Source organism: Fictibacillus fluitans (assembly GCF_030418125.1).
GTDB lineage: Bacteria > Bacillota > Bacilli > Bacillales > Fictibacillaceae > Fictibacillus_C > Fictibacillus_C fluitans.
On sequence record NZ_JAUHTR010000005.1, the window covers coordinates 211,899 to 238,385 of the forward strand.

31 protein-coding genes and 1 riboswitch are annotated in these 26,487 nt (G+C 42.6%); of the genes, 5 read left to right on the forward strand and 26 right to left on the reverse strand.

Annotated features, from left to right (window positions below; translation table 11 throughout):
* Positions 1-86 precede the first annotated feature (86 nt).
* The 4 genes from QYB97_RS11715 to QYB97_RS11730 form a co-directional block, all read right to left on the reverse strand.
* Positions 87-542, reverse strand: coding sequence for a GNAT family N-acetyltransferase (locus tag QYB97_RS11715; protein WP_301166190.1), 456 nt, complete (start codon positions 540-542; stop codon positions 87-89).
* Between the two features lie 12 nt (positions 543-554).
* Positions 555-1,151 (reverse strand): dihydrofolate reductase family protein, encoded by a 597-nt coding sequence (locus tag QYB97_RS11720; RefSeq protein WP_301166191.1) that lies wholly within the window; start codon positions 1,149-1,151, stop codon positions 555-557.
* A gap of 42 nt (positions 1,152-1,193) precedes the next feature.
* Complete coding sequence (locus QYB97_RS11725) at positions 1,194-1,574, reverse strand: VOC family protein (protein WP_301166192.1); 381 nt, start codon at positions 1,572-1,574, stop codon at positions 1,194-1,196.
* Positions 1,575-1,689: 115 nt separating this feature from the next.
* A complete protein-coding gene (locus QYB97_RS11730) occupies positions 1,690-3,513 on the reverse strand; it encodes an APC family permease (RefSeq protein WP_301166193.1) in 1,824 nt (607 codons plus the stop codon).
* Between the two features lie 120 nt (positions 3,514-3,633).
* Positions 3,634-3,776: riboswitch (cyclic di-AMP (ydaO/yuaA leader) on the reverse strand.
* A gap of 127 nt (positions 3,777-3,903) precedes the next feature.
* On the opposite strand from QYB97_RS11730, the gene QYB97_RS11735 reads away from it, so the two are divergent.
* Positions 3,904-4,032, forward strand: a complete 129-nt coding sequence (locus QYB97_RS11735; RefSeq protein WP_301166194.1) for a bacitracin ABC transporter ATP-binding protein — start codon at positions 3,904-3,906, stop codon at positions 4,030-4,032.
* Positions 4,033-4,116: 84 nt separating this feature from the next.
* On the opposite strand, the gene QYB97_RS11740 is transcribed toward QYB97_RS11735, so the two are convergent.
* From QYB97_RS11740 to QYB97_RS11790, 11 genes are all read right to left on the reverse strand, one after another.
* Entirely contained in the window at positions 4,117-4,758 is a 642-nt protein-coding gene (locus QYB97_RS11740) for an NAD(P)-dependent oxidoreductase (protein WP_301166195.1), read from the reverse strand.
* 16 nt (positions 4,759-4,774) lie between these two features.
* Positions 4,775-5,155: a YkvA family protein gene (locus QYB97_RS11745; protein WP_301166196.1), complete on the reverse strand. Its 381-nt coding sequence runs from the start codon at positions 5,153-5,155 to the stop codon at positions 4,775-4,777.
* 166 nt (positions 5,156-5,321) lie between these two features.
* Complete coding sequence (locus QYB97_RS11750) at positions 5,322-5,570, reverse strand: hypothetical protein (RefSeq protein WP_301166197.1); 249 nt, start codon at positions 5,568-5,570, stop codon at positions 5,322-5,324.
* 23 nt (positions 5,571-5,593) lie between these two features.
* Positions 5,594-5,788 carry a hypothetical protein gene (locus tag QYB97_RS11755; protein ID WP_301166198.1) on the reverse strand — a complete coding sequence of 65 codons (195 nt, stop codon included), beginning with the start codon at positions 5,786-5,788 and terminating at the stop codon, positions 5,594-5,596.
* Positions 5,789-5,960: 172 nt separating this feature from the next.
* The gene (locus QYB97_RS11760) at positions 5,961-6,575 is read right to left on the reverse strand and encodes a PH domain-containing protein (RefSeq protein WP_301166199.1); all 615 of its coding nucleotides are present in this window, start codon (positions 6,573-6,575) and stop codon (positions 5,961-5,963) included.
* Positions 6,576-6,641: 66 nt separating this feature from the next.
* On the reverse strand, positions 6,642-7,130 hold the full coding sequence (locus tag QYB97_RS11765) for a DinB family protein (RefSeq protein WP_301166200.1): 489 nt from the start codon (positions 7,128-7,130) through the stop codon (positions 6,642-6,644).
* A complete protein-coding gene (locus QYB97_RS11770; RefSeq protein WP_301166201.1) occupies positions 7,127-7,624 on the reverse strand; it encodes a GNAT family N-acetyltransferase in 498 nt (165 codons plus the stop codon). Before QYB97_RS11770 ends, QYB97_RS11765 begins: the two co-directional genes overlap by 4 nt.
* Positions 7,625-7,741: 117 nt before the next feature.
* Positions 7,742-8,614 carry an SDR family oxidoreductase gene (locus QYB97_RS11775; protein WP_301166202.1) on the reverse strand — a complete coding sequence of 291 codons (873 nt, stop codon included), beginning with the start codon at positions 8,612-8,614 and terminating at the stop codon, positions 7,742-7,744.
* A gap of 108 nt (positions 8,615-8,722) precedes the next feature.
* Positions 8,723-9,496 carry a GNAT family N-acetyltransferase gene (locus tag QYB97_RS11780; RefSeq protein ID WP_301166203.1) on the reverse strand — a complete coding sequence of 258 codons (774 nt, stop codon included), beginning with the start codon at positions 9,494-9,496 and terminating at the stop codon, positions 8,723-8,725.
* A 103-nt stretch (positions 9,497-9,599) separates the two neighbouring features.
* Entirely contained in the window at positions 9,600-9,833 is a 234-nt protein-coding gene (locus QYB97_RS11785) for a hypothetical protein (RefSeq protein WP_301166264.1), read from the reverse strand.
* 23 nt (positions 9,834-9,856) lie between these two features.
* Positions 9,857-10,120, reverse strand: coding sequence for a hypothetical protein (locus QYB97_RS11790; protein WP_061974938.1), 264 nt, complete (start codon positions 10,118-10,120; stop codon positions 9,857-9,859).
* 77 nt (positions 10,121-10,197) lie between these two features.
* Here QYB97_RS11790 and QYB97_RS11795 point away from each other — a divergent pair, with 77 nt between their 5' ends.
* Entirely contained in the window at positions 10,198-10,692 is a 495-nt protein-coding gene (locus tag QYB97_RS11795; RefSeq protein WP_301166204.1) for an Hsp20/alpha crystallin family protein, read from the forward strand.
* On the opposite strand, the gene QYB97_RS11800 is transcribed toward QYB97_RS11795, so the two are convergent.
* Complete coding sequence (locus tag QYB97_RS11800; RefSeq protein WP_301166205.1) at positions 10,689-10,919, reverse strand: hypothetical protein; 231 nt, start codon at positions 10,917-10,919, stop codon at positions 10,689-10,691. The two genes, QYB97_RS11795 and QYB97_RS11800, sit on opposite strands and share 4 nt — an antisense overlap.
* Positions 10,920-11,029: 110 nt before the next feature.
* On the opposite strand from QYB97_RS11800, the gene QYB97_RS11805 reads away from it, so the two are divergent.
* On the forward strand, positions 11,030-11,425 hold the full coding sequence (locus tag QYB97_RS11805) for a hypothetical protein (protein ID WP_301166206.1): 396 nt from the start codon (positions 11,030-11,032) through the stop codon (positions 11,423-11,425).
* Between the two features lie 41 nt (positions 11,426-11,466).
* Here the strand turns inward: QYB97_RS11805 and QYB97_RS11810 are convergent, their stop codons facing one another.
* The 3 genes from QYB97_RS11810 to QYB97_RS11820 all read right to left on the reverse strand — a co-directional run bounded on the left by QYB97_RS11810 (position 11,467) and on the right by QYB97_RS11820 (position 13,201).
* Entirely contained in the window at positions 11,467-12,066 is a 600-nt protein-coding gene (locus QYB97_RS11810; RefSeq protein WP_301166207.1) for an NUDIX hydrolase, read from the reverse strand.
* Positions 12,067-12,159: 93 nt separating this feature from the next.
* Positions 12,160-12,636 carry a hypothetical protein gene (locus QYB97_RS11815; RefSeq protein ID WP_301166208.1) on the reverse strand — a complete coding sequence of 159 codons (477 nt, stop codon included), beginning with the start codon at positions 12,634-12,636 and terminating at the stop codon, positions 12,160-12,162.
* A 16-nt stretch (positions 12,637-12,652) separates the two neighbouring features.
* Complete coding sequence (locus QYB97_RS11820) at positions 12,653-13,201, reverse strand: hypothetical protein (protein ID WP_301166209.1); 549 nt, start codon at positions 13,199-13,201, stop codon at positions 12,653-12,655.
* A 150-nt stretch (positions 13,202-13,351) separates the two neighbouring features.
* On the opposite strand from QYB97_RS11820, the gene QYB97_RS11825 reads away from it, so the two are divergent.
* Entirely contained in the window at positions 13,352-13,777 is a 426-nt protein-coding gene (locus QYB97_RS11825; RefSeq protein WP_301166210.1) for a spore germination protein, read from the forward strand.
* 142 nt (positions 13,778-13,919) lie between these two features.
* On the opposite strand, the gene QYB97_RS11830 is transcribed toward QYB97_RS11825, so the two are convergent.
* The 7 genes from QYB97_RS11830 to QYB97_RS11860 all read right to left on the reverse strand — a co-directional run bounded on the left by QYB97_RS11830 (position 13,920) and on the right by QYB97_RS11860 (position 25,128).
* Positions 13,920-14,900 carry an acetylxylan esterase gene (locus QYB97_RS11830; protein WP_301166211.1) on the reverse strand — a complete coding sequence of 327 codons (981 nt, stop codon included), beginning with the start codon at positions 14,898-14,900 and terminating at the stop codon, positions 13,920-13,922.
* A 65-nt stretch (positions 14,901-14,965) separates the two neighbouring features.
* The gene (locus QYB97_RS11835) at positions 14,966-18,217 is read right to left on the reverse strand and encodes a polysaccharide lyase 8 family protein (protein ID WP_301166212.1); all 3,252 of its coding nucleotides are present in this window, start codon (positions 18,215-18,217) and stop codon (positions 14,966-14,968) included.
* Positions 18,218-18,316: 99 nt separating this feature from the next.
* Positions 18,317-20,728 (reverse strand): discoidin domain-containing protein, encoded by a 2,412-nt coding sequence (locus QYB97_RS11840; protein WP_301166213.1) that lies wholly within the window; start codon positions 20,726-20,728, stop codon positions 18,317-18,319.
* A gap of 338 nt (positions 20,729-21,066) precedes the next feature.
* Complete coding sequence (locus QYB97_RS11845) at positions 21,067-22,083, reverse strand: glycoside hydrolase family 130 protein (protein WP_301166214.1); 1,017 nt, start codon at positions 22,081-22,083, stop codon at positions 21,067-21,069.
* Positions 22,084-22,114: 31 nt separating this feature from the next.
* Entirely contained in the window at positions 22,115-22,936 is an 822-nt protein-coding gene (locus tag QYB97_RS11850) for a carbohydrate ABC transporter permease (RefSeq protein WP_301166215.1), read from the reverse strand.
* On the reverse strand, positions 22,936-23,817 hold the full coding sequence (locus tag QYB97_RS11855) for a carbohydrate ABC transporter permease (protein ID WP_301166216.1): 882 nt from the start codon (positions 23,815-23,817) through the stop codon (positions 22,936-22,938). Before QYB97_RS11855 ends, QYB97_RS11850 begins: the two co-directional genes overlap by 1 nt.
* A gap of 60 nt (positions 23,818-23,877) precedes the next feature.
* Positions 23,878-25,128: an ABC transporter substrate-binding protein gene (locus QYB97_RS11860; protein ID WP_301166217.1), complete on the reverse strand. Its 1,251-nt coding sequence runs from the start codon at positions 25,126-25,128 to the stop codon at positions 23,878-23,880.
* Positions 25,129-25,439: 311 nt separating this feature from the next.
* Between QYB97_RS11860 and QYB97_RS11865 the strand changes: the two genes are divergently transcribed.
* The gene (locus QYB97_RS11865) at positions 25,440-26,471 is read left to right on the forward strand and encodes a LacI family DNA-binding transcriptional regulator (protein ID WP_301166218.1); all 1,032 of its coding nucleotides are present in this window, start codon (positions 25,440-25,442) and stop codon (positions 26,469-26,471) included.
* Positions 26,472-26,487 lie beyond the last annotated feature (16 nt).

The following is a 26,487-nucleotide window of genomic DNA, read 5'->3' on the forward strand; positions in this document are numbered from 1 at the left end:
CCCCTTAAACGCTATAGTAGAATACGTTTCAAGTATAAAGAGCATTTGTTAATCCTTCTTACAGCAAATGTTAAGAAAATATATGGTTAGAGTTTCTTTGTCATAAAAATACTGTTCGGATCGCTTGTATAGTCTGCGAATGGCCCGCATTCTTCAAACCCGAAACGGGCGTAAAGCCTTCTCGCCGGTTCAAAGGCTTCCATGGAGCCAGTCTCAAGACTCAGCCGCCCGTAGTCCCGCCGTTTCGCTTCCTCAATGATATGTTGGAGAAGCTTCTGTGCCACTCCCTTTCTCAAATGGGAGGAGGCCGTGCGCATGGACTTGATTTCACCGTGCGTGGCATCCAATTCCTTTAACGCACCGCATCCCATCAGCTCACCGTCTCCCCATACACTCCAACATGTGATCTCCGGTTTACGCAAGCCATCCAAATTCAAGGCATGGATGCTTTCCGGCGGGGAATGAAGCTGCATTCCCTGAAGATGTTCCCCAATCAGCGATTTGATTTCTGTTCCTGTTAAATCATCTACTTTTATGATCATTTCCCATTACTCCTACTCCACTCTAAATCTATTCTGATTAGCGGTCAGATAATGCAATAACACATTGCCTGATTGAAAGGCCTGCGTTTTTGCCAGTGTCAGTCCCGTTTGTTTCATCCCTTGAAATAACGCTTTCCCCTCGCCAGCAATGATGGGCGTCATAATCAGCATGTATTCATCAATCAAGCCGGCATTTCCAAGCTGCTGCACAATTGAGCCGCTTCCAAAAATCAAGATATTCCCCCCTTCTTCGTGCTTAACTCTTGTGATAACCTCTACCGGTTCACTGCTGTATAGCCTGGTATTCTCCCATGAGGCTTCTTTAATAGTGGTTGAAAAAACATATTTGGTATTGTCCGTGAGTACCTGTGCCATATCCTTTAAGTGCTTTGGCGTATCGGGATTGTTAAGCATGGGCACCCAGCTTCGTTCAAACCCTCTGTACGTATCTGCCCCGAAAATGAAGGCTGATACTTCTTCCTCGCCATTGTGTACCGCTTTGTCCACTTCCGGATCTTGAATAAACCAATCCATCCCAAAGTTGGCTTCATTCAAACTCGCAAAATATCCGTCCACCGATACTCTGTTTAGCACCGTTATTTTTCGCATGATTCATCATCCCTTCCAAGGTATGAATATTCAGCATTCTCCCTATTTCTTCATCATATTCAGCTGCCAGGAAACCCCGAAGCGGTCCTCGACCCAGGAGAACTTTTCACTGATTGGTGTATCGGTAATCGGCATGAGCACCTTTCCGTTGTCCGCCAGTTTATTGTGCAGTTCTTCCAGCTCTTCTCCCGAGTCACATTCGATGAATAGTGATAGAGCAGGTGTAAACGTAAATCCGTGTTCAATCACACTGTCAATGGCCATCAGCGTTTGTCCTTTAATGGTAAATGTCGCATGAAGCACCATCCCATTTTCCTGATACAGCATGTTACCCACTTCTGCATCCTTGAATGTGGACGTATAAAAACGGATCGCCTCTTCTGCTTTCCCTTCAAACAACAAAAACGGAGTTACTTTTTGCATCGTATCAACCTCCTCCAAATAAATGAATAGCTAGCTACTATTTTCAAGAGAAAACCTATTTTCCCTGCTAAACAAAAAAACCAACTCATCAAAGTTGATTTTCATGAAATCTTTATTATTTTTTAAATCGAAACGGAACAGTTGCCACTACCACATCCCGCTTGAACAGCAGATAGGCGCGGATGAGCAGGCTCGACTGGTTATGCAGGATATTATGCCAGTTCTTTTTGGTGATGAACTGTGGAATCAAGACCGTTACGCGGTAATTATTTTCTTCTGCTTTGTTTTGAACCGTATCAATAAATTTCGTAAGCGGCATAATGATGCTTCGATAGGATGAATGCAGCGTAACGAGCCGCACATTGGGCTGCCACTTTTTCCATTTCTCTTCAAACACGTGTTCATCTTCCCGTTCAAACGCGACATAAACGGCAATCACCTGATCCGTAAGGGAAGTTGCATAGTTGATTGAGTTTTCCACGACCTTTGTAATACCGGCTACCGGAACGATGATCACATTTCCCTCCACCAGCTTCGGTGGCTGATTTGGGTTGATCCGCAGCTGCTCACCGACATGATCATAGTGCAATTTAATCCGGTGAAACAGCAGGACGATAAGCGGCAAGAAAACGAGCACCGGCCACACCTGCGGAAACTTGGTTAAAAAGAACATGATGGTTACGATAAAGCTGATAAGAGCTCCCGTGGCATTGGTGATCAGCTTTGGCAACCAGCCTTTTGGCTTTTCCCGCATCCATTTCAAAATCATCCCCGTCTGGGACAAGGTGAACGGAATAAATACACCGACCGCATAAAGCGGGATAAGATGCTCTGTCTTCCCGTTAAACACAAGCAGCAAAAGGATCGCACCTACTCCAAGGGTAATAATCCCGTTTGAGTATCCAAGCCGGTCACCGCGGATCGTAAACATGCGCGGGATGAATTTATCCTTCGCCAGGTTTACCGCCAGCAGCGGAAAAGCAGAATAACCAGTATTTGCTGCCAAAACAAGGATTAATGCGGTTGTACCTTGAATAAAGAAATACATAAATGTTCTGCCAAAGGTATCATCCGCAATCTGAGAGACAACGGTTTCCTTGGCTTCCGGAGTGATGCCGTAATAATAGGCAAGAAAAACAATCCCGGTGAACAAAATAGCCAATAACCCGCCCATTGCCATAAGTGTTCTCGATGCATTCCTTGGAGCGGGATCCTTAAAGTTAGGTATGGCATTTGAAATTGCCTCTACACCGGTAAGAGCTGAGCTTCCTGAAGCAAAGGCCTTCAGAAGCAGGAAAAGGCTGATACCGGCAACGGGTGTACCGACCGGTGTATGCAGGTTTTCAGGAACGTGACCGGTAACAATGTTGTAAGCGCCAACTCCGATCATGACGATCAAAGCTACAACAAATAAGTAAACCGGATAAGCCAGCACAGAAGCCGACTCGGTGACCCCCCTTAAGTTCAGGGTGGTCAGAAACAGGACAAACACGATCGAGATTGGCAGGTTATAAGGATGCAGCGCAGGAAACGCGGAAGTAATCGCATCCGCACCTGCCGACACACTAACAGCTACCGTTAAAATGTAATCGACCAGCAGCGACCCGCCGGCAACCAATCCCGGATTTTTTCCAAGATTGTCTCTGGAAACCACATAGGCTCCCCCGCCGTGCGGGTAGGCATAGATAATTTGCCGGTAAGATAAGATGAGAGCAGTAAGCAGAATAAGTACGCCGACGGCAATCGGAATAGAATACCAGAAGGCAGCTGCGCTTATGGTAAATAGTACAATTAATATTTGCTCAGGCCCGTAGGCTACTGATGATAACGCATCGGAAGAAAGAATGGCCAAAGCCTTCGTTTTATTCAGCCTTTGTTCACCCAGCTCATTGGATTTGAGTGGCCTTCCGATCAATAACCTCTTCAGCGAAGTTAACATGTTGAATTCACCGCCACTTATAATTGTTCTCTTGATGACTAAAAAAAGGTATTAAAAAAGCCCACAAGCCGACGTAAATAGACCTGCGGACATTATAATTTTTGTCGCACAAGCTCCACCCTCTTTCTCCAAAAACGCTTACGAGGTTAGCTGTCGGATTCGGGCCTTAAGAGTAGCCCTACCTTTGAAAGGATTCACCCCGTGGATGGATTTATACATCCGGATGGTTCCCCCGCACACTAAGGTTTCAGCGATTCAAGAAATTGAAACTTCGTATATCATACTCCTGCTTTGAACAATTGTAAATAAAAAGATTAGAACCTTTATTAATCGGAAATCTTATTTATAAATGCTTCGAAAATCAATGGATTTTTGATAGGAGGATGTGTCATGCCGGAGAAAAAAGAGCCCCTTTTATCTGATGAGTTCCTTGATCAGCTCACAAGGGAAATCAACGAGCAGTTCGGCGGTCCTGCTTTCGAACAAAACGATGGCTCAGAGGAAATGGAACCAGAGTAAATAGAAGTACCCCAAAGTATTACTTAGTAATTTTCCGCGAAATAAAAATACCATTAGTTTTCACCAATGGCATCAACTGTATCGTTATTCTTTTTCGCCAACGACTGTAAACCGCTGATTTTCATGCTGCGGGTTTTCGATTTCATCCAAAACGGCAATGGCGTAGTCAGCAAAACTGATATAGCTTTCCCCTTTATCATTCAATATCATTTGCTCTTTACCCTTTTGGTAAGAACCTGTACGTTTGCCTTCCGGGTTAAAGAATGCAGCGGGACTGATATACGTCCATTTGATCCCTTTGGATTCCTGCAGTTCCTTTAGATTTGCACCCATGTTTGAAGCCGTTGGATAAAAGGCTTCGGGGAAATCCGGTGTCTCAAACAAACGAGTGGATTGTGATTCGTCTACAAACAAGCTGCCGGCACCACCTACCACAACCAGCCTGGTTTGCGGCGCACCTTTTAACGCATCTATAAACACACGGCCAGCTTCAATGTGCTGTTCTTCCTTGCCCCGTGGTGCGTTAAACGCATTAACAACCACATCAAATGGTTTCAAATCTTCCGTTCTCAGGTCAAAGATATCCTTTTCAAGTACATGCGCTTTCTCATTCTTAACCTTTGCTGCATTCCGGACAATCGCTGTAACTTCATGCCCTCTTTCCACCGCTTCATTTACGATCAAGCTGCCGGCTTTGCCGCTTGCTCCAATCACTCCAATTTTCATACTCTATCTCCTCCATTTATGTATAAAACCGAACTGCCCTATAAATAATCCATGCAAAAATCAAAGCCCAGATCAACAGAACGAGTCCGCCTGCCACCCAGTTCTTCGGCTTTCCCTCCTTCAGCAAATCGATTGCTTTTTTCTCACAATCGGCCAGAACATCGCGGGGTATCATTTTTAAAGCCAGCCAGACCCCGGCAGGTACAAGGATAATATCATCAAGATACCCAAGAACCGGTATGAAGTCAGGAATCAAATCAATCGGGCTGAAGGCATAGGCTACCACCAGAGCAGTAAACGCCTTCGCATACCAGGGAACCCTGTTATCCCTGCAGGCAAAATACAAAGTATAGATCTGTCGTTTCAGTTTTCTTGCCCAGGCTTTTAGTTTATCCATTGGTCCTCCATGCATTGGTGATTTCCTATGCTTCTTCATTAGCTAAACCAATTCCTCTTTTAAAAGGCGCTATTATAAAAAAGAACCCTTTTCGGGTTAGTAAAATGATAGATGTCGGGATGACGTGCAGTGTAGCACGTTCGGGAAGCTTTATTCGTTTTAGCCATTATTGCCCGCTCATATAAGAAAAATAGAACGTCAGACCGAAAAAGAGTAAAAAGAACACAATAAAGATCATGTTGCGTTGTCTTTTACTGCGAAAGGAGACAAGCTGATCAATGATATAAAAAATCCCTATTCCCCCCAGAACAAACATGAATTCCGCAAACCCCGCAGGATAAAGAAGATATCCCAGGATAAAAAAGAGAACAACTAAACCACCGCTTAATAAAAGCCTGTTTTTTGTATTGCTCATCCTTCTTCGCTCCTTTTTCCGGGCTAGTCTTGTTCCTTCCTTCGCTTTCTCGCTCTCCCGCCTTCTTTATCATGCTGTTCAATCAGCAAGTAGGTGCACATCAGAAGAGCTCCCATTCCGACTCCCCTTACATCCGCTTCCTCTCCAAGTATCGGCAAAACAGCTGCACTAAACACCAGGAGCAGCAGAGCGGGGATTAACAATAAAATCTTATTCAACCCACCAGCCTCCAATAGCTTCTTGAATGATATCTCAACTATTAAATAACTGTTTAACTGTGTAACCACTTATTGTTTACCCGGTGTTCTTTATATGAAACTCTTTTTTGTCATGCTTAAAGTTCCAAATAAAAGACAGGCTGCACATGGCAACCTGTCTTCACTAATACATCTAGTTATTAATATACTTCTCAAACACATAGCCGTAATCCTTCACATGGTACTCTTTACGGCTTTCCATCAGCCACGTAAAAGCGGCGTCATTCAACTGGTTGAAGCTGTCGACCAGTTCATTTTCCTTGCTTTGGATCCGGCTGAGCGTCGTGGATGCCACGTTGATGCTCTGCTGGGCATATTGAAGGGCAAACTCGTTCTCGTGAGCGATCTCTGCAATTTTACTAAGGGATTTGTACAAATCCTTCAGCTCTTCAATGTGTCTTTTGTGCACATCGATGGAAAATGGAACCGAACCGATGACAAACTTGATCTCCACGTCGAGGTCCACTGTACCCGCGGTCTCCAGTGCTACGTTGGAAATCGTGTTCTCGCCATAGCTGTAGCGGTGGAGCATGCGTTTTTTGCTGACGGCGCTCGTTCCGTCCAGATGAATAAGCGCACGGTTCGTAAAACAGTATTCATCTGTTTTTGATTTGATCAAAAAATAAATTTTTTCATTGTCTTCGTGAAAGACGTAATCGTCGGCGTCCACCTTATCATAATCGGCAGGCTTGATCACACTTCCGACATCACTTAATCCTAATGCATCTGAAGCCAGGCGCTTTAACATGATATCTTCCTCTCCTTGTTGCGGTCTACCCTATATACGATATCACATGTTGAAAAGTTTCATGATTTAGTGGACGCCGCTTTCCGGATTCCAGCTGCCCTGCTTTTTACGGGCATACAAAATCTGGCCGGTATGGTAGGCCACATGAATGGTCATGTTGGCGATGACACTGCCCCATGCCTCTTCGCGGTGGCTGTAGGCATTCTCGTCAAACCGTGCTTCGTCTGCCTCTTCTACCGCTTTAATCCACTGGGCGGTAAGATGATTCAGTTTATCCATCGTCTGCTTCCAGTCCAGCTCTTCCTGGTCACGAAAGGTTTCATCGTTTTCCACGTTGTTTCCTCCCTGAGATTCAGGGCTTTGAAAACGCTTCAAGTAAAGTTCATTCCAATAAATGAGATGATTGGTGATCTCGCGGATTGAATTACTTTCAGGCGTTTCCTTCCATGCGGCCTGATCATCGGTCAGTCCTACAAGCGATTCTTTTAGTGATACAAACCAGTGACTGTCCTCAAGCGCATCGAGCTGATTGAGCAGTACTTCTTTTGCATTCATCGTATTGCCTCCCTGGTAACTGATTTGGATGTAACAAAAGTCTGATACCGGACCTGTTCGGTTTCAGAGAACTGATCGGTAAATTCTCCATTGGTATAGTCCCGAATGATCCGGACCCAGAAGGATTGTGCCGGTTTGTTCTTTGGAATCTGTGCCACATCCCATTTGCCCGGAAACCGGTCAAACGTAAGAAAAGCCGCCTGCCGGCCAATCCCCATTTTGCGGTACTTCTTCATAACAAAAAACTCAGCAATCATATGGGTGCCTCTGGTTTTGTGGACAAGCACAAATCCCGCAAACCGGTTGTCCGCTTTAATAAAAAAGGGATAACGCCCTTCTTCTTGCCAGTAGGCATCCAAATAGGCATAGCCGTACTGGCCGTTTTCATTCAAATCCGACCCGTCAAATTCGCTGAAATCATAACGGTACAGCTCCAGCATTTGTGTTAACACGTTCTTTTTTTCCAAGGCTGCTTTTTCAAGTATCAGTTTCATAGACATCCCTCCTCTGGGCGTCACCTTTCCCCATCCAATACATTCTCTTCTGCTGTTTGGAATCCTTTTTATGTACATAAAAAAGACAGGCATTGCAGCCTGCCTGTCTGAAATCACTTAGCCGTTGACGACCATGCCGCCATTAATATGAATAACCTGTCCCGACATATAAGAAGAATCGTCCGAAGCCAACAGCACATAACCCGGTGCCAGTTCCTCCGGCTGCCCCACCCGTTTCATAGGGGTTTCCTGGCCAAAGCTGTCTACTGTCGATCTCGGCTGGCTCGCCGGGATGAGAGGTGTCCAGATCGGACCCGGGGAAATACCGTTTACCCGGATGCCCCGGTCGACGAGCTGAAGAGAAAGCGATCTCATAAAGCCAAGCACAGCCGCCTTGGAAGAGGCATAATCCAATCCGTTCTTTTGCCCCTTATAGGCAGAGTCGGAGGTTGTAAAGATAATGGTGCTTCCTTCTTTCATGTGCGGAACGGCCTCTTTGGTGATATAGAACGCCCCAAATACATTCGTTTCATATGTGGTGACAAAATCCTCACAGTGAACATCCTCGATGCGGTCCTTCAGGATCGCTGTAGCTGCATTGCTGACGAGAATATCCAGCTTGCCGAATTTCTCAATCGTCTTCTGGACGGCTTCCTTGGCGAATGCTTCCTTCCTGAGATCTCCCGGAATAAGCAGACATTGTACGCCTTCCTCTTCCACTGCTTCTTTTGTGAACTCGGCATCCTTGTGTTCGTCATAATAGACGATCGCCACATGGGCGCCTTCCTTCGCATATAACGAAGCGACAGCCCGTCCGATCCCGCTGTCGCCTCCGGTAATCAGTGCCACTCTATCCTTTAATTTGCCTGTTCCTTTGTATTCCGCACGGTCGAACTGAGGGCGCAAGTACATGTCCTCTTCAATGCCCGGCAGCCGGTTCTGCTGTTCCGGTGGTGTATCTGTTGGATAACGCTGTTGGTCTTGATCCATACTGAATCCTCCCTGTCTGATTGAAAAATTTAACAATGTACTTTTCCACATCCTGAGGGGAGGTAAACCACTGTTCACTTTCATAGAGAGAACTTTTCTATGAAAATGTCATTCAGCCACAAGGTTTAATAATCTTGTTTTACTCACCATGCCCGCCCGCTCCAGTGTCTTTTTAGAATTCGTATTGTAGTACCAGCAGCCGCAAATGGGAATCGTGTTATGTTCGTAGCACCACTGTTTCAAATGATGAATGACGGTTTGGCCGACTCCCTGCTGCCTGTAAGCCTTGTTGGTGAACATGCCAATACTCGCATATCCGCTGAGGAGCTTGCTGCGCTCCAATACACCGATTCCGAGCAGGACATCGTCTTTCGTGAACGTAAACAGCTCTCCTTTTTCCGCCATTTTATCTGCCTGCTGTAAAAAGTCACCCGAAACCTCTATGATTCTATGAACATCTTCTGGCCCCGCCGGGTGAAAAGTTCCGCCGGGATATAGAGTTTCCGGTAACAGTGGACGTTTACTGTCCTGAAAGAAATAGGCCTCCTTTTCAATCTTAAAATCCAGGTCCAATGCCATGCTTAAAAAGAGTTCATCACATGTGGGAACAAATAACGAACGGATCGAATAGTGTTCCAGCACGTGTTTAAACGTATCCTGAGCAAGGTGCAGATACGGCTGTGCGATATAAAACTGGGTCAGCTTTTCGTTACTGTGGATAGCGAAGTACCCGATCAAAGTGGAACCATCGTACATCTGGTAAAACGCTGAATTCAAAATATGATTCTCTAAAAAGGAGTCGATGGGAGAGCTTAACGCTTTTATGTATTCCTCCGTTAGCTCTTTTACGTTATCGATGCTGCATGGTTTAAAATGACTCATGTGCTGCCTCCCTCTATTTAATGATCTGCTAAAATCTTCTACAGCTTCGATTGGATACCTTCCCGCCAAAATAAAAGAGAGCCGTTCAAAGACGGCCCTTTTGCTACAGCACACTATTTTTAACAGAGTTTGAATCAATGACATCCTGATCCGCCACCCAGATGATCGGAAGGTTGACAACGGTAAGATCTCCGTTGTCCTCACCGAATCCCTGGTTGGTTTTGTTTGAGCTGAACAGATCGAGCTGCTGGACCGGCCCAAAAGCGAGAGTGGCCGAACGGTCCATTGTATTGACTTTAAACCCAAGCATGTTAACGACCATGGGTGAAAACAGCACCATGTGAACCTCCTGCTTTTTTGTCAGACCTTCTCAATCAGTGAAGGGATTTCCCGTCCGTACGATGACTGTGTAACCGGTGAATCAACAGCATCCCTGTCATCCACTGAATTGTCGTTGCCAATAAACCTCGCATCATCTCCAAAACTTTGGCCGAAGCCCTGATTTTTTTTATCTGAATTGTGCCAGTCAGACAAGTAATTCTCCCCGATATTCACCGCCGACGCATTTTCAAAGGAATTAATTTTAAAAAGAAAAATATTTATAACAATAGAAGGTGAACCCACTAATTTCTCCCTCCTTTTCCCCTAAATATATGTTTGTTCCCTGTAAATATGTTTGCTTGAATTCTGGAGGTGCTTGAATGGACGTCGATAAATTGCAACAGTGGCTGGAGCTCGCGCAAAAGGTACAGGGAAACGATTTCTGGAACAGTATTTTTGATGGTCCTCCGGGCGGGCAAATCGGCCAGGTCAACAACCAGCAGGATGCACGGCACCGGTATAACCAATACGGGCCCAGCCAAAGCGCCCCTTCACCCCAGGCGGAATTTCCTAAGGTCGATATTTACACGAACAACCGGGAATGGATGATCGTGATTGATCTTCCCGGCATCCGGAAGGAAGATGTGAATCTCTCCATGTCAGCCAACAACCTGACAATCAAAGGCGTACTGCACTCTCCCTACAAAGATGCCACCGTCGTCAAAGCCGAACGGCCCACTGGCCATTTCGAACGGACCATACAGCTGCCTGAACTGATTAACGAGACCCGGACGGCTGCCCGCTTTTTTAATGGAGTGCTCGAAGTAAGAATCATGCGCAACCTGACCCCAGAGCGGAATATACGGATTGATTAGCGGCGGTTATTTTCTGTTTCACTATCGCTTACATCATTATCATTTGTTCTGTATGTTTCAGACATATGGTGAGGAAAATCACCATTGCTCTCGCCAAAAGCCGAATTCTTTTTCGTCGTATTATAGACCCGGCTCCGAACCGTCTGGCCAAACGAAAGCAAGCAGTTAGTGCCCATTTTGTTCAGATCAAGAAAACCTAGATTCACTTTGGATGAGGAAAACTTCATTCAGGATCATCCTTTCTCTTTTTGGATAACAATCAGACATGTTCTCTTTTTTATTTCATAGACTAGAGTACAAGCCGGATTATTAAGCTAACGGAAGCGCGGGATAGCCTATGCCTTTTTTTAAAACCATACTCAACGCCATTACAAATCATGATAAAAACATGGAGGAAATTCACCTGCACCTTAAACAGCTGCAGGCCGAGCTTTCGGAATTAAAAAAAGACAACGACGTCACGCCGCCCGTTGTCATTGAACATATCAATATTGAAACCCTGAGGATTGATAAATACGACCTGACCAATAACTTCGCCAACCTTGGCATCAAGGACCTCCACGGCAAATTGAACATCGGGGCCAACTATGGCCAGGGAATGAGCCTTGAACCAGACAGTGATCTGGCCAAAAACACCAGCAGCGCAATGAAAAAAATGACTGAGAAAAAAGAAAAAGTTCAGCAAAAAAAGGACGGGCCGAGCTATTCCATCAAAGGCCGTCCTTCCACATAAAAGGACTGAATTGGCTTGATAACAATTCAGTCCTTAATTGTTTACTTAACCGTTTCCTGTATCCGCTCAAACACATCTCTATAATAATCCACTTGATCCACAAAATCCGCTTTGTTCACCCGTTTTGTTTGTTGGCCCGGGTGCACCTCAAGAACTTCTATATCCTGTGCCTTCCCTTTGAACAGATCAATCCCATCCTGCAGCTTAATTTTATAAATCGCATCGACTTCTTCCTTTTGAAGGGAAAACGCGGGCAATTGGTCACATGGATAGAGAAAAACATGGCAAAATTCCCGGTCCCACATCGTGTCCTGTTTGATTTCGGTTTTAATGATACTGAGTGGAATGAGCTCCTCAAAGGTTACGGAAACACCCAGTTCCTCCTCGATCTCCCTGGTCCCATCGTGAACCCGTTCATCGGCCATTAAATGTCCGGCTGAAGTAATGTCCAACAAGCATGGATAATCCTTTTTCACTTCTGCCCGTTTTTGCAGCAGAATATAACGCTCTGATCCTTCCAGCAGCGTAAACCAGCAATGAAAGGTTTCATGCCAGACGCCATCTCTATGTACATCTTCTCTTGTTTTCTGTCCGATACACTTCATCTGCTCATCGAATATTCTTACTACCTCACTGTTCATATTTTACGGCTCCTTCAAACGTGTTCTGCTATCCGATTTCATTGTATCAGTTTATAACAGTAAAAGGCCGCCCCAAGAGAGCCAGCCTTATTTTCAATCTTCTATATGAAATTTGCTCTTTACTGATTTACAGGCAACAATCAAAACAGCCGCTGCTCCAACAAGGACAAGAAAGCCAATCCATGGATTGGCTTCCACTTCACTCATGAAGCTTCCAACCATGTTGGATTCCTGATATTTATGTTCCCTTATGGCTTTAATGTATTTTCCGCCAGGCTCCTGAACGGCAATCGCTTTATCGGTGCTGATGCCTTTGATCTTAAAATACTTCGTTCCCTTTTTATATTGATTGGAAAAGTTTCCGTTGTAGTCCCCTTCCTGGTCCGAATACTTGGTCACCTTACCAATCTCTTTCCCCACTTGTTCCACGTATTCCTCACTAATCGAATACGTGTAATGATCCCAGACCACAAACGGATAGGCCCACTTGGCTGAAGCATGATGGCCTGAAAAGATCTGCCCTGCGATAAGTAAAGCAAAAAAGAATGAAATACATTTTAGCATTTTCATAAGCTGCTGTCCCCTTCTACTTGATCGAATTCGCAATTCCCAGAAGCTCTTTTTCAAGCTGCTTTTGGGTGTACTCCGAGGCAAACATGTGTCGCAGATCGTATTCTTCTCCATCCCGAACCCAGAAAAGCTCGGCATAGTTTCCAAAGTAGGCGAAATAGGCACTTGTGCCATCAGCCAGCTCCAGCATTTTTACGTATTTTTTTTGCTTGATCAAATCATTCACTAAATTTTTATGGTTGAAAATTGTAATTGTAATAAACCCTTTTTCCGTATTTTCATCTTTTCGTATGTACTGCGTCTCCAGCTGAAGCTTTTCTTTTTTCCCCCAATCGGTAATCACCACTTTTGGCGGCTTGTATTTGTATGGAATGTATTGTGGCAGGTGTGCTTTAAATGGGAGAACATCCTCACTTTTTTCAAGGGAAACCGGTTTGTATGACCGTGGATAATGACCTTTCGAATGCGTGTCCAGCTTCATTTCTCCATCCGCCAGCATGGAACCCTGACATGACGTTAACACGGTTACCAGCAATGCCGCTGCAACTGCCCCTGCTTTTCTCAATGCCCCACCCCCGATTCTGTTACCTAAATCATACCATTTCTTTCGTGCCTTCCGGACAAGCAATCGTACGCAAGTTTCGACGTTTTTTGTGGCCGTATGTTTCAAGAGAACCCGGGAATTACTAAACCAACAAGTATTTTGGAGGCCGTTATGTTGTTTTCAAAAAAACATCGAAAGGTAAAACCGTCCCAAAGCAAGGTGCTTAAACAACTTGAAAAACAGAACAGCAATCATGAAGCCCCTTTACATTCTCAACTATCTGAAAATGAGGCTGAGCTGAAGGATGTGTTTACAAACTGCTCCGACGTGGTCTTTCGCCATGTCCTCGATTTGGACAGCCATCAATATTTAATTGTCTATATTGATGGAATGGTGGATCCGGAAAGCCTGGATGAAGATGTAATCAAGCCGCTGGTTAGCCATTCTTCTTCCTCTAATCAGAAAAATCGATCTTCCTTTCATCAGTGGAAAACCACAGTGGGATTAACCAAACAGAGAAGCCCTCTCCCGCTTTATGCGGAGAGGGCTTTAGCTGGCTCGTTGTTTTTTTCAAAGAAGTTGGAGGAAATTCTGTAATCAGCATGAGGACGCATACTGCGTTTGATGCCCCCTGTAGGTCAGCGATTCCGACCTTCTTATTAAGCCAATGAAATAAATGATGTTACCTTTGGTTGTACGGTGAAAAAAATGCCGGAGCACATCACGCAGTCTCATTCATTCAGTTCTCAACACTTGCCGTCTGTCCTTTTAAGTGATTTTGGAGAAACTTTAGCTTTTCCATTTGAAAGGGAGAGGTATACTCATGACCAAAATAGCGGTATACTTTTAACTCTTTTTCAGTTTGCAGATGATTATAGACCGCAAATACGGTCGATGGTGGAGTAATATCATCAATTAATCCGATTGACATCAGGGTTGTACACGTGACCATCGGAGCCAGATTCATAACATCAAAGTAAGAGAGTGTCTCCATCGTTTGTTCCTCCAGTTCAGGCCTTGTATTCCGGCGGAAGAAATCATTAATTTCAAGATACGGACCTTGTGTTGCGACATCAATGGACCGCTGAAAATGGCTTAGAAAAGGATGGATTGAAACAACTACTGCAGGTATTGGAGAAAGGGCTGCTGCAGCTAAAGCAATCCCGCCTCCCTGGCTTCCCCCTATTACACCGATTCGTTTGTGATCCACTTCCTCAAACCGGGATAATACTTCAACAGCACGTACAGCATCCATATACACCCCCCGGTAATAGTAGGTTTCTTTATCCAATACCCCTTTCGTCAGCCAGCCCGAAGAATGACCGTGCGAAGATACCATGTTATCTTCGCTGCCTTGTTGGCCTCTTGCTAGCATACCAAACACCGCATAGCCATGCAGAGCCCAATTTACCGTTTCATGGATTCCCCCATCAAAACTATAGTTGTAGCCATGGTACCAAACCAGACCTGGATAAATGCCCATTTTCTTTGGTCGTGCATAATAGCCTCTTATTTCGGCACCCCTAAATCCTCGATAGACAACTTCATAAACGTCTACCCGATCGGAGGGGTAATCCACTTTATCCATAGTACAGTTAACTGGATGTTCTGCAAGTTCTTCCTTCGTAAGGGTCCAAAAATTTATAAAATCTTCTCTCTTTGTAAGGTCAGGTTTGTATATTTTTAATTCTTCCAATGGCAGATCGTAAGGTTGAAGCATTTCTATACTCCTTTCACGATTAAAGAACGGACCTCCATCTGATTAACGAAGGTCCGCTATACAATTTAATAACCCAATTTCGTTTTAACTGCACGTCCCTCTAGAGCGTCAACATCCACCTTTAATTTAATCGTAGGTGAAAGCTGGAGCACTTCTACTCTGATGTCTTTGGACAGTACTTTTTTTGCCTGGCGGTTGAGCTCTACATTTATATAACCGTCTCCTGTTTCTTTTCCGATGATTTTCATGTGCCGCAACTGTGGAGACCAGACCTGTTTGTCGGTTCCACCAACAAATTCTACCTTCAAGAAATGGTTTCCTTCAGGAATCGCTGAATCTGAGATAACAACAGCTGAACTTCCAAGTCCCCCTGCATCAATTGGCGTATGAGGTTCTTTAAATCTCATGCTCACTTCGGTATATGCCTTATTATCTTTAGATACGTAAAATTTTGCACGTTTTAAAACATCCTCATTATTATCACTGGTGTAATTGTATCGGAGGGTGGCTTCAAAATTCTGAATATTGTCCATCTGGTACACCAAGTGTTGTGTGCTTGTAGACGATCGACGTTTATATCCGCCGCCGGTTTCCAGCATCCAATCCTCCGATCGGGAATAGATATTATTAAAACTTTGTGCATCATCTTCAAGGATTCCACCTTTTTTGTTTTTCCATGTGGGATCCGTCAGTGACAGACTGATATCTTTCTTTGTTTCTTTTGTCATCACAGAGGTTTTTTTGTCTACCGATAAAAAGTCTTTCCCATTTAATTTTAGGGTTTGTTGTCCATCTTCCCAAAAATTTGCACCTATTAGGTTCAGTTTCTTTTCTTTTACAGCATGAATTTTTGGGGATTGCTCCAGGATTTTGATATCCGGCCGTTTGGAATAGTATGCAGTTTTACCAAGAGAAAAATTGGGAAGCAAGATATACGAATACTTGCCGTTAACAGGATCGGTGCCATGGTTTAACCCAATTGATACGTATTTCCTTGTAATTGGATTAGAAGAACCTGTCCCGGTAATCTGGCTCCAGCTTCCTGTTCGATCCTCGTTCTTCAATTCTAAATCTGCTCTATCAGGGAACATATAGCCGATATCCGATGAATCGACTGCTCCTTTCAGGTGAGCCCATTTTCTGGAATGCACCTTCCCCTTCCAAGGTTTATTCAAAGATAGGGATAGACCATCTACAATAAGTTTTTGATGTTTGCTGTCCGCCACTTTCCGGTTCTCTACTATGGTTTCAACCTTTCTCCCATCGTTTGCAGATATATCCGATCCTAACGCAACCACTTCATTATCGAACATAAACCATGACTTTTTTGCCATTAAGGATTGGCCATGTGTATGAAGCTGCATACCTGTTACACCGTATTTATTTTCCATATCTACTCCGCCGACCCAGTCCTGGTTCCCTAAACCGGATGTTACACTCGGAATGAGTTGAATTTTAATATAATTGGTATCTGTGGGTAAGTCCTTAGCTGGGGTGATGTGCGCTTCATACCAATTTTTGTGGACTTGAACAGGATTACTGTTTGTTTGAATCTTGGCATAGCTGTTGTTATCTGTTGATGTGTATATCTCTAACCTGCTGAGATTACTTTTATTAGAGAAATACGTCGTAATGTCAAATCCCTGAGTCTTATCTACCTTATAAATGACATACTCATAAGAATTTTGTGTCCGGGTTAATCGGTTCTCATCCCCTTTAAACCGGTTCGCGTTGGTATTCTCTATTTTCCACATTGGCGATTTATAAAAGATATTTGAAAAATCTTTAAGCGGATCATGTAACTCGGAAGCCCCAACAATATTAACTTCACCTACCTGGGGTGAAATCACGTCTTCCTTTACATGCTTTTCAGCAGTAATACCCGGAAGCCGGGATGCATCAACTGTCGGCCAATAACCATCTGAAAATTGAGTCAGGTCGTTATTATAAAGAGTGGTGCGCCCGTCTGCTGTATGCCATCCAACTAGATTTTCAAAGTTAATGCTTTCATAATTGCCTGTTCTGGATGAAAACATAGACACTCCAAACATATAATCCTTTCGCTGCATCACGTTTCGGTCCATATACGGAAATTGTTGATAAAGGTTCAATGGCCCTCTTGCCATGATCGATGTATCTTTAACAATATTCTTTAATTGCACTATTTCGGGAAGGGTCGCTCTCGTGTAAAAATCAAATGTGGGGTCATTCACCACCAAATATTGTACCAGGCTCTTTAGATGATCTGACTGTTCTGGAGCAGCTGAAGGAAGGAGGTTTAATATAGCCGAAAGCAGCGGGTCGGCCTTATCGGAATTTGACTCTCTCGTAATTTCACGGCCATCCAGGTTATCAAAAATTCGATTTTTGTAAATAAGAGGTTCATAGGAATTCAAGACCCATTGAATTAAATTTTGTTTATCCGGATGGTTAATAGCCCAAGGTGAACCCTCATAAAGAGATATTGCTTTTGCAGGCTCAATCAGGTTTGACCATCCATATCCAGTAGAATATGGAAAACCACCATGAAAAAGGACGGATCCATCTCTATAAAAACCATCCGCTCCATTGGTTGCATATTGAAAGAGCGGAACCAGTGAAGTAGTGGCCAGCTTTATTTTATCGCTATTTTGTCCTAAGATCCCTCTCTTTCCTACAGCTGTAGAGGCCCAGGCCAAATTTGCTCCTGTTGAAGGAAGGTTCCATCCCACACTAGTTCCAAGCCTTTTAGGGTCAGGCAAAAAATAGTCGATGGCTTTTAAATTACTTTCCATCTGTTCATGGCTTACTTCTTTATACATTAAACCCAGTACATCGGTTAAATTCAGGGGAACACCCAATTCCCAAGCAAACCAGTTATTACTTGGGGACTGGGGCTTCTTTTCCAGCCCTTCATAATACCAATTTTTGTTGAGCCACTCTAAACCGTCAAGAATATCTGCTTTAAGTGTTTCATTTTGGTACAAAGAAGAGCCCGTCGTTGAATAAGCAAGGGCCATATCTTTTAAATAGCCATAACTCTCAGTAATATTTTGGTTGGGAACAGAACTTGGATAGTCGGAAAACAGGCACGTTCGATCGAGATCCTTATTCATCGAATTCCATGCTTTCTGCCCTTTCTCTGTTATTCGCTCAACCCTTTTATTGATATCCGTGTCCGCAGGGTCAAAAGACTTCCCTCCAGTTAAAGAAACGATCCACTTATCGCGAAGTCGTTCAAAATCAGCGGTGTCTCCCGATTCAGCTCGTGCAGTGATGGCTGTAGAACAAAACAGATAAAGAATGGCGGCCCAACAAAGTATCCAGCTTGGTTTCACCTTTTTTCCTCCTCATTAGACTCTTTTTTTGTTTAATTCCATAAGTACAGCTCCCTGCCATGGATCTTAAGGTGTAAGGGAGCTGCTTTGCCATTATGCCTAATTAATTTTCACTTCTGAGATCTGAGGTGCCCAAGGAATTGTTCCTCCGGTGACTTCAATTTTCATATAGTTTGTTCCCTCGGGAATCGTTCCAGATGGTTTAAGAACGGTCCGTTTCCAATCATCCTTGGTCGTCACTGGCTGGTCCATCTTCCAGTCACTCTTTGACCATTCTGATAAATCGGTGGATGTGTAAATATTTAGAATCCCGTCCAGATTTTCCTCAAAATAGACTCTGAGTGCGTAGCTACTTATATTTTCAACATGGTAAACAACCGACTGGGTGGACGTATCCTGTCTCTTAAGGCGGGAAGTGTCCCCTTCAAAGATGACATCGGCGTTCGTATTATCAAAAACGAACTCAGAATGCATGATAGCCTTGGACCAATCATTAAGCGGATCTTCTATTGAAGTCGGAGGCGGTGGTGGAAGTTCAGATAGGGGTGCATTTTTAACATTATATACTTCGGCCTCTCTTAACGAGTAACCATATTCTGATGACTTGGCTTTTCCCGTCACCCGAATATATCTAGCTTTTACCGGAGAAAATACCACGTCGTTGAGCTGTTTCTCATTCCCATAGGTTTGATATACTCCGGACCACTTTTCGCCATTGGATGATACTTCTATGGAGTATGCCTTTGCGTAAGATGTTCCCCAGTTCAATTTCACCCGGTTCAGTTTTCTAATTGAACCCAAATCCAATTTAACGCTTTGTTTTAAATCACGGCGTGATATCCATTCAGACGGGTTATCACCATCGGTAATATGCTTTTCCGGTTTTATTGTTGGATATTCTGTAGAACTGGCTTGTACATTTTTGTTTATAGCAAGGTTATTTCCGTCTTTAGACAGTTTTACTTTTGACTTGCTGTCCATCGTGGTAAGAACTATCATACTTTTAGCTGGTAATGTCATCTTCAGACCTTTTTCCAGTGATACATTTTTTAGTTTTTCTTTTGGAACAGCATATCCTTTTCGATCAACAGGACGTTCCTTTTCGGTATAAACGAACTTATTTAAATCTGAATGGCCAGCGACACCGGGAACGATAATATTCATCTTTCTTTCCTCGTCGCTGTTGTTTACAAGCGCCACAGACAAGTCAGATTGAGAGGTATTTCCTTTTTTCTTTTGATTCTTAACTGGTTTAATGGCTGCAGCTGCTCTAACTTGTTCTATACCTGTTTCACTTGCATAAACCGTCTTGCTGCTTTGAGGAAAATATCGTGTCAGTAGAGACATGGAATAATACCAAGGCCTTAATTTTTGTTCTTCCTTCGAGCCAACAGTATTCCAGAACCCCCATTCCTTCAATAAAGGTCTTTCCTCTGTTGATCCTGGGGCATTGTGCATAGCATCATCGAGCATCCAAAGTATGGCTCCAGCCTGTCCTCCTCTTATGGTTTGCAGTATATAATCTGACATAAGTACACCGTATTCATAGGAACCAATTCTCTTTTGCTGGTCATGCTCGTTTTTCCCATCGATCAAACCTGCTTCGCCCATAAAAAAATCTTTCTTAGATCCTTTTGGATCATGGTCCAAAATATAGTTTCGCTTAGATTGTGCAACCGATTCAATATTGCCTTCAAGAACATCCTTATCCGTTGCGTACCGGTGAATGTCATACGTATCTACTATGGGGGATAATTGATCCACTGTATAGTCGACCCATTCATCCTGGCCTGTAGAGTCAGGTCCTACAATTTTTATCTTTTTCTCCAAATGTTTCTCAATCAGTATATGATGCAAATTGGTGACTCCGCGTTTCCAGATTTGAAATCGGTCTCCGCTTTCTCCAATGCCCCAGCTGCCGTTAGGCTCGTTGATATAGTTATAGTATTTGATAACGTCATACCCTCTTTTCTTCACCATTTCGTGAAGAAAATCACCAATGATTGCTGCCCAGCGAGGATCATCCGAGGCCGAGATCACAGGATCACCATCTTTCCCTTGATACGGCTTTGCCCATTCGCCAATAATGACAGTTACGTTATGCTTCTGGCAATAATCGAGTATCTTGTACAATCTCTTCATATCGGGCGTATTCCAATTATAGATAGGCTTGCCCTTTTTATCATATCCTTGAAAATAATCTGTTGCTTCGAGCATCGTCCGGACAAATTTCGTATTCATATTGGAAACCCGGTCATAAATCATTTTCCATTGCTTATTTGTGAAATCATAGGAATCTGAGTTGTCCCACTGGACACCAACTCCTAAATAATCAGATTCAATTGTGGAGTTCGTATCCACCAACACTGTTGTTGTATCCGGTTGGGCATTAGAATCCTTCTGTGCTTTAAATACTTTCCTTGAACCGGGAGCAGCCTCTGTTAACGTATTTACACTTGCACTTACCAAAATCACTAAAAGAAACAAACTAAAAATAGCCTTTTTTGTCATAACGATATCCTCCTTCTACAAAATGGTAGTTTGTTAGGCATTCTTCTTCTTTTTTGTTTATCTTTGTTGTGATGGTAGAGATATAAATACGTTTTTTGCCTCCCTTCTACCCGTAATGATATTAATACACTTTCTGATTCCATCCATTTATCTTGGCTAACGCTTCAACATAAAAGTAATCTCCATAAATCAGTGATACATTGATATGCCGGCTACCCCTTTTCATTTGCAGAGCCCGGGCATTTACACCCGAGCTGTTCTATCATTCTCTCAACTTTTTGTTCCAAGCTTGTCCAAACATTAAGTTCAATCATCCTATTTCCTCCATGATGACCTCTTTATGCCTTCACCGGGTACTTTTTTATAAAGGAAAGTAATTCGGTTACAGAACAGGTAGCAAGGCAGCAGTACTTATCGGCACCTCCGTAGTAAACATACAAAGTATCATCCACGATAACGTTGCCTGTAGGAAAAACACACCCTTTATAAAACCCTTCCCATTCATACTCATGTTCAGGTTCCATGATGTAGTTTGGCGGACGTGCAATAATTTTTGTAGGATCATTTAAATCGAGTAATAAAGCTCCTACCCGATAAACTCCTTTATCATCTACACCGTGATAGAGTGTCAACCAGCCCTCCTCTGTTTTAAGAGGTGGAGTACTGCCGCCAATTTTCAGCTCCCATTCAACCTCCCCTTTTGCCAGCAGTTTTCTTTCTTCATCCCATTGAAGCAAATCATCTGAAGACGTAATCCAGATGCTCGGATAATCGCATCCATAATCCTCTCCAATCCATTCCTTCGGCCGTTGCAGCATGTAGTATTTGCCATTAATTTTTTCGGGGAATAAGATAACATCTCGGTCATCCAGACTAGGTTCAGTCAATCTTCCCAGCCGTTTATACGACTTTAAATCATCAGACATCAGTAACCCCGTATTGGTTACGTTGTGTTTCAAATGATAAGGTGCGCTTTCTGGAAGGTTATTGGTTTGGACCTCATCTGGCCCAAAGTCCCAGTACCTTCCTGGAGGATATGGACGGTACGCATACGTTATATAGTACGTATCATCAAATTCCACGATCCTGGGATCTTCCACGCATCCCTGATCAGGCCCATCTGAACTAGGACTCAATACCGGCTGACTTGATGATCTCGTGAAATTTACGCCGTCGTTGCTTTCTGCCAGTCCTAAATAAATGTAGTGGTCTTTATCATCACCTGCAGCTCTGTACAATAAATAGAATGTCCCATCTTTATAATAAGCACCTGGATTACAGACAACCAAGCTTTCCCAGTCGTTGTCAGGATTAGGTTTTAAAATTGGGTTTTGAGCATGTTTTGTTAATAGCAATTCCATTCATCCTTTCAAATGTGTACTATGTTTAACCCTTTATGGAACCGGCGGTAATACCGGATACGATAAACTTTTGCAAAAAAATAAAAGCAATGAGAAGTGGAGCTGCAATAATTAATATACCGGAAGCCAAAATTGGCCAATTGACTGTGTATTCCCCCATGAACATATATAATCCGGAAGTAAGCGGACGCAGTTCTTTATCAATAAGGAACACATACGGACTAATAAAATCGTTCCATGTGCCAATAGCTGATAGCATACCTACGGTCATAATGGCTGGTTTCATTAATGGCAATAAGATAGTAAGTACATATCTTAGATACCCACATCCATCGATGGCCGCTGCTTCATCCAGTTCTTTAGGAATCCCTTTAATAAAAGCGGTAAAGATAAACACGGCTACGGAAAGGCCACCACCGATTTTCATTAATATAAACCCGTGATACGTATTCATCAGGTTCAAGTACTTCATGATAAAGAGCAACGGTACTAATCCTGCCGGCAGGAACAAAGCAGAAAGAAAAAGCATATAGAGAAAGTTGGATCCTTTTACATGCTTTCTGGCAATAGGATAAGCTGCAAGAGTTGCAACAATACAAACACCCGCTGCCACAAAAAATGTGTAGATAAAACTGTTAAAGAAATATATGCTCATTTCCGCGCTGGTCCAAGCTTCAATGAAATTACTCCATTGAGGTTTTTTTACAATAGATATTGGGTTTGCAAGAAATTCCGCATTGGACTTTAACGCCACATTGACAATCTGCAGCATAGGGATCAGCATAATTAATGCAACAGCCAGCAGTACCGCATTTGGCAAAAGGCTCTTAGACAAGAATCTTTTCATTAAAACTCAGTCTCCCTTCTGCGGGAATAGAATTGGGCAATGAACACTACACAAAAGATAATAACGAACTGTACCATTGCAAGCGCTGAAGCATACCCTTGGCTTGATCCTCCAGAGAAAATCTTTGTAAATATGTACATGCCGAGTGTCATGGTAGACTCATTTGGACCCCCGTTGGTTAGTACAAAAATGATGTCAAACGTGCCCAGCGTGCCGATAATCATTAGAATGATATTTATAGTCACCATGGATTGCAAAAGCGGAAGAGTTACATGGCGAAATGATTTCCACCCTGACGCTCCATCGATATAGGCAGCTTCATAAAGTTCTTTGGGGATACTCTGTAATCCAGCCAGATATAAAACCATCGAGTAGCCCATATGCGCCCAAACCTGCACAAAAATCACCAGAGCAAGAGCTATTTTGGAATCACCTAATAAAGCAGAATTGATTTTGAAGTGATTTAGAAGCTGGGAAACCGGGCCCGAAAAGGGGTCAAATACCAATGTCCATATAAGACCAACAACTAGAATTCCAAGGATGTTTGGCATGAATATCGTAGAACGGTAAAAACTGCTTAACTTTAGTTTTTGGTTAACCAAGACCGCAAGAACAATCGATATTGCATTTTGTAAAATGGTAACCGTAATACAGAAGATTAAAGTGATTTTAATTGCATTCCATACGCCATCATAATCAGCGGTAAAAGCTCTTTTATAATTTTCCAATCCTACAAAATCAAAATTATGGATGTTTCCGGCATAGTCTGTTAGTGAAAAATAAACATTTCCGATCGTTGGAAATAAAACGAATAAAGAAAACAAAATAAGAGCGGGCATCAATAATAACCACGGCCAAATATTGCTTGCTCCTCTGTTCAAACTAAACCACTCCTTTTTATAGAAGGGAGTCTGAGAACCAGCCTCCCTTCTCCCCAAAAACTATTCCTTCCAGTATTTTTTGCTGCCTTCTAAGTCCTTTTGCATTTGCTCTGCAGCCTTTTCTGGGGTAATGTTGTTAGAAATCAGCTTCATACCGAGATTGACAAAATCATATTTCGCACCTGGAATAAAGGTGGATTCCCAAACTGGAATAACATTGTTAGCGTTTACTAATTCCTCCACCATTGAAATTTCCTTGCCTACTTTTACACCGTCCATTACCGGAATTGATTTTGTAAAATTAATATATTTTTCGTAATTCTCTTTTTCCGAAATAAAATCTAAGTACTTCATAGCAGCGTCTTTATTTGGTGAGTCTTTGGTAACCATCCATCCTCCTCCGCTTTTTACCCCCAAATTTTTATTGTCGTCAGCATTGTTTGATCCGGGCAAGTTCATTACACCATAGTCCAATTTAGGATTAGCTGCTGTGATCTGGCTGGCACTCCAAGAACCATCTACCATAAAAGCAGCTTTTCCTTGTGCAAAAATACCCGGCGCTTGTCCATAAGCTAAGCCGGCACTATTTTGTTGAAACAAAGAACCTAATTCTTTTAATCTAGATAGCATATCGACCCATACCGGATCAGTAAATTTAGTCTCGCCATCTCTTAACTTGTCATTAAACTTAGAGTCTTTGCTTCTTACCATGGTGGCTTCAAGCTCATTGACCGGCATTGCGATCGGCCATTGGTCTTTACCTCCAAACACAACGGGCATATACCCTTTCTTCTTAGCTTTTTGGGCAGCTGACTTAAACTCGTCCCACGTTTTAGGCATCTCAATATTTAGTTCCTTCAATATTTTCTTGTTGTAGAAAGTCACCATTGCAACGTTATTCCATGGAACCAGATAATTCTTTCCTTTTACTTCTTCTAACTTTAAGGCCTCTTTTTTATATTTTGAAAGAACTGGTTTTCCAGTTAAATCCATGAACATATCCCGTGATTTTTCTGTTCGGATGTAATCCTTTGCACCGGCAACAAGATCAACTTCACCTGCAGCAGTCCTGGAATTAAACAAAACTTGGTAATCCTTTGTAGGGACCGAATCATATTTAATCTTGATATCTGGATACTTCTCCTGGAATTTTTTATTCAATTCATCATAGTACGCCTTGTCTTCTACCCTGTAGTTAATAATCCTGAGCTCTTTTTGTTTTTTGCTGCTCCCATTCGTTTTTGAACTCTGCTGGCAACCCGTAATAACTAAAATTAACACTAGAAATAAGATAAACCCCGCCTTCTTCACAACCATACCTCCTTTTTATTAAAACGCTTTCATGCAAAATCATAATCAACTCTTTATAAAGATGTCAATAATTTTCTGAAAATTTGTTAATATTTTTTTGTTAACAGGTTAATTTTTTTCGTTAAAACTACAATAAAAAAATAGTTAACTAGTCTTTCAAGCACAAAAAATCCCTTATAAATAAAGATTTTTATGACAAATATATAATATCAACTTGTTTAAATTTTTTGAAAAAAGTTGATATTTGTTTAGAAACAATTTATGATGGTTGCAACGTTACCTTTTTTCTGAGAAATTTTGGGAGGATGAAGATGAAAGATACAATTACTATGCAAGATATCGCTAACAAATTAAATGTTTCAAAAGCTTTGGTATCAAAAGCCCTATCCAATAAACCAGGAGTAAGTGCAAAAACCAAAGAGAAAATAAGAGTGGTTGCAATGGAATTGGGTTACAGCTTAACACCTGCTAAACAAACTGTATCCCTGTCTCAAACTGATAATGTTGCCGTGCTGCTGCCCAGAAAATTTCATGAAGATCTGGAATACTGGGGAATTGTATTGCAAGGAATTGAAATTGAACTGCAACGATATGGCTACAGTATGATTGTTTCAACCATCGATCTTGAGGAATCTTCTGTTGGCCAATTACCCACTTGTATAGAAAATAGAAAAGTAGATGGTGCATTGATTCTTGGAAATATCCCTTCGTCTGTTGTTTCTGGGGTTCAAATGTACGGGACTCCTATTATTTTGGTAGACTCCTTAAACATGTCCTCCCAATTTGATCATGTATTAACCCAAAATTTTGGTGGAACGTATGAAGCAACCAAACTTATGTTGAATAATGGCTTTAAAAGGCTGGCGTTTGTTGGAGATCAGTCCTTCTCATGGAGTTTTTCTGAAAGATTACGAGGATATCAGGCGGCTATTACAGAATGGAATAATTTGCATCCAAATACGGTTTCCAGTCAGATTCTCACAGGAATTGGCGGAGATTATGTATCAGAGGGTTTTGAAGAAGAGCTAATTAAATACCTTTCAAAAGATTCTAACCCTGGACTGGTCGCAGCAAATGATCCGATTGCATTAAACTGCTTAAAAACAGCAGAAGAACATGACTATAAATGCCCTGAAGATTTTTCGTTAATCGGCTTTGATAATATCGCTAAGGCTAAATGGAACGAACTTACTACTGTTGATGTTGACAAAAATGGGATCGGCAAAACTGCCGTCGAGCTTTTGTTAAAACGTTTACAGGAAGAAAACAGACGTACCGTTCAGGTAATGTTGAGTACCAGTATTGTTCATCGAAACACCGTAAATTATTTATCTGATCACTAGGATGAAATTAGGAGGC

Coding starts and splice junctions, on each gene's coding strand:
- QYB97_RS11810 (WP_301166207.1), bottom strand. CDS start 12,066: ATGAACAGTGAGGTAGTAAGAATATTCGATGAGCAGATGAAGTGTATC.
- QYB97_RS11725 (WP_301166192.1), bottom strand. CDS start 1,574: ATGCAAAAAGTAACTCCGTTTTTGTTGTTTGAAGGGAAAGCAGAAGAG.
- QYB97_RS11750 (WP_301166197.1), bottom strand. CDS start 5,570: ATGAGCAATACAAAAAACAGGCTTTTATTAAGCGGTGGTTTAGTTGTT.
- QYB97_RS11825 (WP_301166210.1), top strand. CDS start 13,352: ATGTTGTTTTCAAAAAAACATCGAAAGGTAAAACCGTCCCAAAGCAAG.
- QYB97_RS11780 (WP_301166203.1), bottom strand. CDS start 9,496: ATGAGTCATTTTAAACCATGCAGCATCGATAACGTAAAAGAGCTAACG.
- QYB97_RS11735 (WP_301166194.1), top strand. CDS start 3,904: ATGCCGGAGAAAAAAGAGCCCCTTTTATCTGATGAGTTCCTTGATCAG.
- QYB97_RS11865 (WP_301166218.1), top strand. CDS start 25,440: ATGAAAGATACAATTACTATGCAAGATATCGCTAACAAATTAAATGTT.
- QYB97_RS11770 (WP_301166201.1), bottom strand. CDS start 7,624: ATGAAACTGATACTTGAAAAAGCAGCCTTGGAAAAAAAGAACGTGTTA.
- QYB97_RS11745 (WP_301166196.1), bottom strand. CDS start 5,155: ATGGATAAACTAAAAGCCTGGGCAAGAAAACTGAAACGACAGATCTAT.
- QYB97_RS11815 (WP_301166208.1), bottom strand. CDS start 12,636: ATGAAAATGCTAAAATGTATTTCATTCTTTTTTGCTTTACTTATCGCA.
- QYB97_RS11760 (WP_301166199.1), bottom strand. CDS start 6,575: ATGTTAAAGCGCCTGGCTTCAGATGCATTAGGATTAAGTGATGTCGGA.
- QYB97_RS11840 (WP_301166213.1), bottom strand. CDS start 20,728: ATGACAAAAAAGGCTATTTTTAGTTTGTTTCTTTTAGTGATTTTGGTA.
- QYB97_RS11740 (WP_301166195.1), bottom strand. CDS start 4,758: ATGAAAATTGGAGTGATTGGAGCAAGCGGCAAAGCCGGCAGCTTGATC.
- QYB97_RS11805 (WP_301166206.1), top strand. CDS start 11,030: ATGCCTTTTTTTAAAACCATACTCAACGCCATTACAAATCATGATAAA.
- QYB97_RS11800 (WP_301166205.1), bottom strand. CDS start 10,919: ATGAAGTTTTCCTCATCCAAAGTGAATCTAGGTTTTCTTGATCTGAAC.
- QYB97_RS11850 (WP_301166215.1), bottom strand. CDS start 22,936: ATGAAAAGATTCTTGTCTAAGAGCCTTTTGCCAAATGCGGTACTGCTG.
- QYB97_RS11795 (WP_301166204.1), top strand. CDS start 10,198: ATGGACGTCGATAAATTGCAACAGTGGCTGGAGCTCGCGCAAAAGGTA.
- QYB97_RS11775 (WP_301166202.1), bottom strand. CDS start 8,614: ATGGATCAAGACCAACAGCGTTATCCAACAGATACACCACCGGAACAG.
- QYB97_RS11730 (WP_301166193.1), bottom strand. CDS start 3,513: ATGTTAACTTCGCTGAAGAGGTTATTGATCGGAAGGCCACTCAAATCC.
- QYB97_RS11830 (WP_301166211.1), bottom strand. CDS start 14,900: ATGCTTCAACCTTACGATCTGCCATTGGAAGAATTAAAAATATACAAA.
- QYB97_RS11720 (WP_301166191.1), bottom strand. CDS start 1,151: ATGCGAAAAATAACGGTGCTAAACAGAGTATCGGTGGACGGATATTTT.
- QYB97_RS11715 (WP_301166190.1), bottom strand. CDS start 542: ATGATCATAAAAGTAGATGATTTAACAGGAACAGAAATCAAATCGCTG.
- QYB97_RS11765 (WP_301166200.1), bottom strand. CDS start 7,130: ATGAATGCAAAAGAAGTACTGCTCAATCAGCTCGATGCGCTTGAGGAC.